At 65.0% G+C, this 7,670-nt stretch carries 10 protein-coding genes and 1 pseudogene; 7 read left to right on the top strand and 4 right to left on the bottom strand.

Annotation, left to right across the window (positions count from 1 at the left end):
- The 6 genes from lptC to ptsN all read left to right on the top strand — a co-directional run.
- Positions 1 to 678 (top strand): LPS export ABC transporter periplasmic protein LptC (lptC, locus tag ACFP9U_RS22420; protein ID WP_378624865.1); only part of this gene is annotated, 678 nt, incomplete at its 5' end.
- Entirely contained in the window at positions 671 to 1,219 is a 549-nt protein-coding gene (locus ACFP9U_RS22415) for an LptA/OstA family protein (RefSeq protein ID WP_378624864.1), read from the top strand. The genes lptC and ACFP9U_RS22415, both read left to right, overlap by 8 nt.
- Positions 1,220 to 1,232: 13 nt before the next feature.
- A complete protein-coding gene (lptB, locus tag ACFP9U_RS22410) occupies positions 1,233 to 2,030 on the top strand; it encodes an LPS export ABC transporter ATP-binding protein (protein WP_378624867.1) in 798 nt (265 codons plus the stop codon).
- A 160-nt stretch (positions 2,031 to 2,190) separates the two neighbouring features.
- Positions 2,191 to 3,672 carry an RNA polymerase factor sigma-54 gene (gene rpoN, locus ACFP9U_RS22405; RefSeq protein ID WP_378624862.1) on the top strand — a complete coding sequence of 494 codons (1,482 nt, stop codon included), beginning with the start codon at positions 2,191 to 2,193 and terminating at the stop codon, positions 3,670 to 3,672.
- A gap of 222 nt (positions 3,673 to 3,894) precedes the next feature.
- Positions 3,895 to 4,473 (top strand): ribosome hibernation-promoting factor, HPF/YfiA family, encoded by a 579-nt coding sequence (hpf, locus tag ACFP9U_RS22400; protein ID WP_322451040.1) that lies wholly within the window; start codon positions 3,895 to 3,897, stop codon positions 4,471 to 4,473.
- Positions 4,474 to 4,529: 56 nt separating this feature from the next.
- On the top strand, positions 4,530 to 4,994 hold the full coding sequence (gene ptsN, locus ACFP9U_RS22395; protein ID WP_322451041.1) for a PTS IIA-like nitrogen regulatory protein PtsN: 465 nt from the start codon (positions 4,530 to 4,532) through the stop codon (positions 4,992 to 4,994).
- Positions 4,995 to 5,086: 92 nt separating this feature from the next.
- On the opposite strand, the gene ACFP9U_RS22390 is transcribed toward ptsN, so the two are convergent.
- On the bottom strand, positions 5,087 to 5,344 hold the full coding sequence (locus tag ACFP9U_RS22390; RefSeq protein WP_378624859.1) for a DUF1150 family protein: 258 nt from the start codon (positions 5,342 to 5,344) through the stop codon (positions 5,087 to 5,089).
- Between the two features lie 83 nt (positions 5,345 to 5,427).
- Positions 5,428 to 5,853, bottom strand: coding sequence for an Hsp20 family protein (locus tag ACFP9U_RS22385; RefSeq protein ID WP_322451043.1), 426 nt, complete (start codon positions 5,851 to 5,853; stop codon positions 5,428 to 5,430).
- A gap of 109 nt (positions 5,854 to 5,962) precedes the next feature.
- On the opposite strand from ACFP9U_RS22385, the gene ACFP9U_RS22380 reads away from it, so the two are divergent.
- Positions 5,963 to 6,904, top strand: coding sequence for a nucleoside hydrolase (locus ACFP9U_RS22380; protein ID WP_378624857.1), 942 nt, complete (start codon positions 5,963 to 5,965; stop codon positions 6,902 to 6,904).
- Between the two features lie 3 nt (positions 6,905 to 6,907).
- Here the strand turns inward: ACFP9U_RS22380 and ACFP9U_RS22375 are convergent, their stop codons facing one another.
- Positions 6,908 to 7,522 (bottom strand): LysE family translocator, encoded by a 615-nt coding sequence (locus ACFP9U_RS22375; protein ID WP_378624855.1) that lies wholly within the window; start codon positions 7,520 to 7,522, stop codon positions 6,908 to 6,910.
- Positions 7,523 to 7,574: 52 nt separating this feature from the next.
- A pseudogene (locus ACFP9U_RS22370) lies at positions 7,575 to 7,670 on the bottom strand (ribokinase); the annotation flags it as partial.

Here is a 7,670-nt window from a genome sequence, read left to right as displayed (position 1 = left end):
CGCACCCGTGCGATCCGGCGCGCCGAGCGCGATGCCGCCGCCTTTGCCAGGGCCGCGCGCCATTCGCGCCGCGTGCGGGTCTTGAAGTTCATCCTGCCAGTGGTGGCGATTGTCGTGTCGGTCCTTTTTCTCGGCTATTCCCTGATTCCGCAGACGATCCGTGAGTCCGTCGATATCGGCGCCGCTTCGATCGAGGACGGCCATCTGGTGATCGAGAACCCCACGCTCGACGGTTTCACCCGGGAGAACCTGCCCTATACGATGACCGCCGCGCGGGCGCGGCAGGCGGTCGGACCCACCAACGCACCCATCGATCTCAGCCAGATAAGGGCGACGATTCCCATCAACGCGGATACCGAAGCGCGGATCAGCGCCGGACACGGGCACTTCGATCGCGCCAACGACCGGCTCACGCTCGGCGGCTCGCTTTCCCTCTCGACCAATTCGGGGCTGCGCGCACGGCTGCAGTCGGCCGAGATCGACCTTGCCTCGAATGCCCTGTCGACCGATGATCCGGTGGAGATCGAACTGGAGGGAATGCGCATCACCGCCAACCGATTCCGGGCTTCGGACAGCGGCAAAACTCTGGTATTCGAAGATAGCGTGCACATGGAGATCGATCCGGCGGACATTCGCCGGAACCAGGACGAAGGCGATGGGAGCCGCGGCGATGAATAGATTGCGATACCTGTTGGCAGCCGCGGTGGCGCTTCTTGCGGCGAGTGCCGCACTGGCACAGGGACAGGGGGGACGGCAGACCGGGCTGAAGCTTTCCGGCGACCAGCCGATCCAGATCGAGAGCGACCGCTTCGAGGTGAACGAAAGCGAGGGCGTGGGCGTCTTCACCGGCAATGTTTCCGTCGTGCAGGGCGAAACGCAGCTCAGATCGGCACGAATGAAGGTGTTTTACGACAGCGAGTCCGGATCCGTGCCGACCGGCGGCGCGCAGATCGAGCGGCTCGAGGTGGACGGCGGGGTCTACCTCAAATCCGAAGGGCAGGTGGCCACCGGCGAACGCGGCACTTTCAACATGCAAACCGAGGTGCTGGAGCTTTCCGGCAATGAGGTGGTCCTGACGGAGGGGGAAAACGTGATCGTCGGGTGCAAGCTGACGGTGCAGATGGCCTCCGGACAGGCCACGCTCGAAAGCTGTAAGGACGGCGGTTCGGGCGGCCGTGTGCGCATGCTGCTCACACCGGATTCGCAAAACAGGCAATAGGCATTTCGTGACCATCTTCTCACGCGCAACGCGCCAGGGAGCCCGTCCCGCCCCTGGGCCGAAACCGCAATCCGATCCGGAGCGCTACAAGGGAACCCTGATCGCCCGCGGGCTGACCAAGGCCTACAAGGGGCGGCAGGTCGTCAGCGGCGTATCGCTCGGCGTGCGCGCGGGCGAGGCGGTGGGCCTTCTCGGGCCGAACGGTGCCGGCAAGACCACCTGCTTCTACATGGTGACGGGGCTGGTGCCGGTCGACCAGGGCACCATCCACATCGACGGCTACGACGTGACGTCGATGCCGATGTACCGCAGGGCGAGGCTCGGTATCGGCTATCTTCCGCAGGAGGCCTCGATCTTCCGCGGGCTGACCGTGGAAAAGAACATCCGCGCCATCCTGGAGGTGGTGGAAAAGAGCCGCAAGGAACGTGAAAAAACGCTGGACGCGCTGCTCGAGGAGTTCCGCATAGGCCACCTGCGCAAGGCGCCCTCGGTCTCCCTTTCCGGCGGCGAGCGGCGGCGGCTGGAAATCGCGCGGGCGCTTGCCAGCAAACCGAACTTCATGCTTCTCGACGAGCCCTTCGCCGGCATCGATCCCATCGCCGTGACCGACATTCAGGAACTGGTGCGGCACCTGACGGCGCGCGGTATCGGCGTGCTGATCACCGACCACAATGTGCGCGAGACGCTGGGCCTCATCGACCGCGCCTATATCATCCACGCCGGCCAGGTGCTCACCCACGGGCGCCCGCAGGACATCGTCGGCAACGCCGATGTCAGACGCCTCTATCTGGGTGAGGGATTCACGCTCTGAGCATCCGCGCGCCTTGAAAGGCGGCAGGCAGACGGCCCTGAAGGAGCGTTTTTGGCCTCCTTCACTGCTGGTCGCTTGACAAGCAAATATCGGGCCAGTTTTATCGAGCCAGTCGCGAGGGCATCTCGCTGTTACGGGTATGAGGGGCGCACATAGCTCGATGGCGCTTTCACAGAGTCTGAATTTGCGGCAGACGCAGTCGCTGGTCATGACGCCGCAGTTGCTGCAGTCGATCCGGCTCCTGCAGCTGACGCATGCCGAGCTCGAGCAATTCATCGACGGGGAGATCGAGCGCAACCCGCTTCTCGAGCGCGAGGACGGCGCCGATCCCGCGCAAGAGCCCGGCGAGCCGGCGCAGGAGGCTTCGCGCAACTCCGCCGAGGCGATTTCGGAGCGGCTCGACGCCTCGCTTGAGAACCTGTTTCCCGACGACCCCGGCAGGCGCGAGGTCATCGGCCCGGAGCTTTCCGCTCAATGGCGATCGGCGGGCGGCGCCGGTATTTCCGCCGCCGATACGGAGTGGGACCTGGAAGCCATCGCTGCCGCGCCCCCGAGCCTGCGCGAGCACGTGCGCGAGCAGATCGCCTTCGCCTTCGAGGAGCCGGCCGACCGGCTCCTGGCGGAGGAACTGGCCGAGGGGCTCGACGAGGCGGGCTATCTTGCGGCGGATCTCGAGGAGATCGCCGCCCGCACGGGCGCCGAGGCGGACACATTCGAAGCTGTGCTGGCCACGTGCCAGGGTTTCGATCCGCCGGGCCTTTTCGCACGCAACCTGTCCGAATGCCTGGCGCTGCAACTGAAGGCGCGTGACCGGCTGGACCCGGCCATGCGGACGCTTCTCGATAATCTCGGCCTTCTGGCCAAGCGCGATTTCCAGGCGCTCAAGCGGTTGTGCGGCGTCGACGAGGGGGACCTCGTGGACATGCTTGCGGAAATCCGCGAGCTGGATCCCAAGCCCGGCACAGCATTCACGACGGGCGTGTCGGATCCGATCGTGCCCGACGTGGTCGTGCGTCCCGGTCCGGACGGGGGATGGGCGGTGGAACTGAACCCGCAGGCGCTGCCGCGCGTGCTCGTCAATGAAAGCTATTTCGCCGCCGTCTCGGCGCAGGCCGACGGGGAAGGCAAGGCGTTCCTGTCCGAATGCCTGCAGAGCGCCAACTGGCTGACCCGCAGCCTCGACCAGCGGGCCCGGACCATCCTCAAGGTCGCCAGCGAGATCGTGCGCCAGCAGGATGCCTTCCTGCTCTCCGGGGTGCGGCATCTGCGGCCGCTCAAGCTGCGCACGATCGCCGAGGCGATCGACATGCACGAATCGACCGTGAGCCGCGTGGCGGCGAACAAGTACATGATGACGCCGCGGGGGCTTTTCGAGCTGCGCTACTTCTTCACCGCAGCGCTGGCGGCGGCGGATGGCGGTGACGCCCATTCGGCGGAGGCCGTGCGCGACCGCATCCGCCGCCTCATCGCGGAGGAGGACGTAAAGGATGTCCTGTCGGACGACACGATCGTCGACATCCTGCGCAAGGATGGTGTGGATATCGCCCGCAGAACCGTGGCCAAATATCGCGAGAGCATGAGCATCCCCTCCTCGGTGCAACGCCGGCGGGAGAAAAAGGCCCTGGCCGGCACCGGGGCGTGAGGTCGCGCGCGCCGCAACATTTGACAAGCCGGCGCGAAGCCACTAAAGCCCGCCCGCATGAGACGGCGGCCTGCGGACAACGACCAATCCGTGCGGGCGGCCGCAAAGCGGTGGAACCCATGGCCGACCGGTTTTATTTTACCGTAGCCGAACCTTGTGCGCGCGGACCACAGGTATAAACTCTCAGACACGTCGAAGTTCTGACCGAAGGTCGTTTCTCACATGAGCCTGCGCATTTCCGGCAAGCATATGGACATAGGCGACGCCTTTAAGTCCCGTATCGAGGGTCGCATCGGTGAAGCGCTGGACAAGTATTTCGATGGTGGCTTCGCCGGTCGCGTAACGGTTGAAAAATCGGGATCGGGATTTTCCGCCGACTGCACCATCCATCTCGACACCGGCACGGTGCTTCAGGCCACGCACCGCGCGCAAGACCCGCAGATGGCGTTCGACGGCGCCGCCGAGCGCATCGAAAAACGGTTGCGCCGATACAAGCGAAGGCTTAAGTCGCACAGCCCGGCACAAGGCGGCAACGGCATGCTGGACATGGCCTACCGGGTCATGGCGCCGGCTTCGGACGAGGATGAGGAACTGCCGGAAGACTATGCCCCCACGGTGGTGGCCGAGTCGCGCATGCCACTCAAGTCGATGACGGTCGCTTCCGCCGTCATGGAGCTCGACATGAAGGACAGTCCTGTCTTCGTTTTTCGGAACGCGGGAAGCAACGAGGTCAACATCGTCTATCGCCGGGCGGACGGCAATATCGGCTGGATCGACCCGTCGGCGGTCACCAGCGGATAGCCTGCCCGCCGGCCCGTTCAGCCGGAATATGCGGCCGAAGCAGAGGATGCGAAAAGATGGATCTGAGCGATCTGATCAAGGTCTCGGCGGTCATGCCGGCCTTGAAGGCGAACTCCAAGAAACAGGTCTTGCAGCTTCTCGCCGAAAAGGCCGCGGCGGAAACCGGTCTGGCCGAGCGGGAGATCTTCGATACGATCCTGCAGCGCGAAAGGCTGGGCTCCACGGGCGTGGGCAACGGAGTGGCCATTCCGCACGGCAAGCTGCCCGGCATCAAGGAGATTACCGGCGTCTTCGCACGACTGGAGACGCCGGTTGATTTCGATGCGCTCGACGATCTACCCGTCGATCTCGTCTTCCTGCTTCTGGCGCCCGAAGGCGCCGGCGCAGACCATCTGAAGGCATTGTCGCGGATTGCGCGCGTGTTGCGCGATTCGGAGACGACCGCCAAGATCCGCGGCACGAAGGACGCCGCCGCAATCCACACATTCCTCGCGGAGGCACCGGCCTCCAACGCGGCCTGAGCCTGACGGCATCCCCTGCCCGGTCCGGGCAAGGCTGTTCGCTATCGGGCGCCTCTCATCCTTTTTCGTAGTGGACCTTGCGCTCTTTCCCGTCAGTGCAGGCTGACCGGCTCGAGATCGTTCTGGAAGGCGCCGGCAAGGGCGGCGTCGCGGGCGTCCGCCAGCAGGATGGGCTGGCCGTTCGCGGCGAAAAGGGCCCACAGCTTCGTTCCGGGCTCCATGTCGGGCATGCCGGGGAACTTGCCCTGCAATTCGGCGACGTCCATCTCCCGCATATAGGCGATGGCCCCTTCGCCCAGATGGGCAAGTTGCTGCTGCGTCACGGTGTTCTTCACTTCGTTCTCTGTCATTTCAGCCTCCTATGCGGCGGGCCATCCTTATGATCAACCCGTCCGAGAGCCTCGTGGTTCCGGTGAGAGATGCGGTTTTACGGTTAGTCCTTCACCGAAATATCGATTTTCTGCACCAGGCGCTCCGGCTCCGGCCGGTCGAGATCGATGGCCAGAAGCCCGTTCTTGAGTTCCGCGCCCAAAACGCGCATGCCGTCCGCCAACACGAAAACGCGCTGGAACTGCCTCGCGGCGATACCCCTGTGCAGATATTCGCGCTCGCCTTCATCATTCTGGCGCCCCCGCACGACAAGCTGGTTCTCCTCGGTCGTTACGTCCAGGTCCGCTTCGGAAAACCCGGCCACGGCGAGGGTGATGCGCAGGCGCTCGCCCCGCCCTTCCCCATTGCGGATGCGTTCGATGTTGTAGGGGGGATAGCTGTCGCCGGTTTTCGCGATCCGCTCCAGCGTCTTCTCCATACTGTCGAACCCCAGGAGAAGCGGGTTCGAAAAAGGCGTCATACGCGTCATGTTCCTGTCCTCAAAGAGCGACGTGGACAAGCAAAAACCCGATTGGCGTTTTTGCCGGTGTCCCTGATATGGTCGATCGCCGACATCAGTTCAAGAAGGCTTCATCTACGTGCAACAGGCGCGCAAGATCATCATCGACACCGACCCCGGCCAGGACGACGCAGTGGCCATCCTCCTGGCGCTCGCGAGCCCGGAACTCGACGTCCTGGGCATCACGGCCGTTGCCGGCAACGTCCCGCTCGGCCTGACGGAGAAGAATGCCCGCAAGATCTGCGAACTCGCCGGGCGGCCGGACATGAAGGTCCATGCCGGGGCCGGCCGGCCCCTGGTGCGCGATTTGGTGACGGCCGAGCATGTGCACGGCAAGAGCGGCCTGGACGGCCCCGACCTGCCGGAACCGGAAATGCCGCTGATGCAGGCACACGCGGTCGATTTCATCGTCGAGGCCGTGATGGCGCACGAACCCGGCACGCTCACCCTGTGCACGCTGGGGCCGCTCACCAACATCGCGCTGGCGCTCGTGCGCGAGCCGCGGATCGCGCCGCGCATCGGGGGGATCGTCATGATGGGCGGCGGCTTCTTCGAAGGCGGCAACATCACCCCGGCGGCGGAGTTCAACATCCATGTCGATCCGCATGCCGCCGACGTCGTCTTCCGCTCCGGCGTCCCCATCGTCATGATGCCGCTCGACGTGACGCACAAGGCGCTGGCGACCAGAGCGCGGGTGGGCGCTTTCCGCGATCTCGGTACACCCGTCGGCCTGGCAACGGCGGAAATGCTGGGCTTTTCCGAACGCTTCGACAAGGAGAAGTACGGCAACGAGGGCGGGCCGCTGCACGACCCCTGCGTGATCGCCTATCTGCTTCAGCCCGCGCTATTTGCCGGGCGCACCTGCAATGTCAGTGTGGAAACGGCCTCGGAACTGACCATGGGCATGACCGTCATCGACTGGTGGCACGTCACGAAGCGGCCGCATAACGCGCAGGTCATGCGCGAGATTGACGATGAAGGCTTCTTCGCCCTGCTCACGGAGCGGCTGGGCAGGTTGTAGCGCTTATCTCGCTCGCGAAAAGGCGAGCCATAAGCCGCCGCCGATCAGGAACGTACCGCCGATGCGGCAGATCCGGCGCATGGCTGCAGCGCCGAGGCGGCGCCCGAGGCTGCCGGCGGCGATCGCATAGCCGCCGTCGGACATCGCCGAAAAGAGAAGCGCCGTGCCGCCCAGCAAAGCGATCTGCAGGACATGGTTGCCCGCGGGATCGATGAATTGCGGCAGGAGCGCACCAAAAAAGAGAAGCTGCTTCGGGTTGCCGAGGGAGACGAGCAGGCCCTGACGGAAAAAGCCCCGGCGCGGGTGCCCTGCGGGCGATCGTTCGAGAGGCGCACCGCTCGAACGAAGCATCTTGAGGCCGAGCCAGCAGAGATAGGCAGCGCCGGCCAGCTTGACCCAGGCGAACCAATGGCCGGCGATTTCGACGACCGACGTCAGGCCGACGCCGACGACGGCGATCATGACCGACAAGCCGGCCAGCGTGCCGGCGACGTTCAGGAGACCGGCCTTGACGCCGTGGCGGATGCCGTTGGCAACGATCAGCATGTTGGTCGGCCCGGGAACGACCGTGGCGACCAGACAGACGACGGCGTAGGCGAGATAGGTTTCGAGCGACATCGTATGGGGCCTCCCGTTCCAGGAGGGCACGCCCGCAGGCGCTTGTCCAGTCTCAGGGCGAACCCATCGCCGCATCGACCTCGGCACGCAACGGAATCGCCGGCTGGGCGCCGGGCTTCAGGCAGGCGAGCGCGCCGGCGACGGCGGC

The sequence above is a fragment of the Nitratireductor sp. GCM10026969 genome (assembly GCF_042660605.1).
Classification (GTDB): domain Bacteria; phylum Pseudomonadota; class Alphaproteobacteria; order Rhizobiales; family Rhizobiaceae; genus Chelativorans.
Note: the sequence above shows the minus strand (reverse complement) of the source record. Positions and strands in the feature narration are given on the sequence as shown.

Coding starts and splice junctions, on each gene's coding strand:
- ACFP9U_RS22390 (WP_378624859.1), bottom strand. CDS start 5,344: ATGACAGAGAACGAAGTGAAGAACACCGTGACGCAGCAGCAACTTGCC.
- ACFP9U_RS22415 (WP_378624864.1), top strand. CDS start 671: ATGAATAGATTGCGATACCTGTTGGCAGCCGCGGTGGCGCTTCTTGCG.
- hpf (WP_322451040.1), top strand. CDS start 3,895: ATGAGCCTGCGCATTTCCGGCAAGCATATGGACATAGGCGACGCCTTT.
- ACFP9U_RS22375 (WP_378624855.1), bottom strand. CDS start 7,522: ATGTCGCTCGAAACCTATCTCGCCTACGCCGTCGTCTGTCTGGTCGCC.
- ACFP9U_RS22385 (WP_322451043.1), bottom strand. CDS start 5,853: ATGACGCGTATGACGCCTTTTTCGAACCCGCTTCTCCTGGGGTTCGAC.
- ptsN (WP_322451041.1), top strand. CDS start 4,530: ATGGATCTGAGCGATCTGATCAAGGTCTCGGCGGTCATGCCGGCCTTG.
- rpoN (WP_378624862.1), top strand. CDS start 2,191: ATGGCGCTTTCACAGAGTCTGAATTTGCGGCAGACGCAGTCGCTGGTC.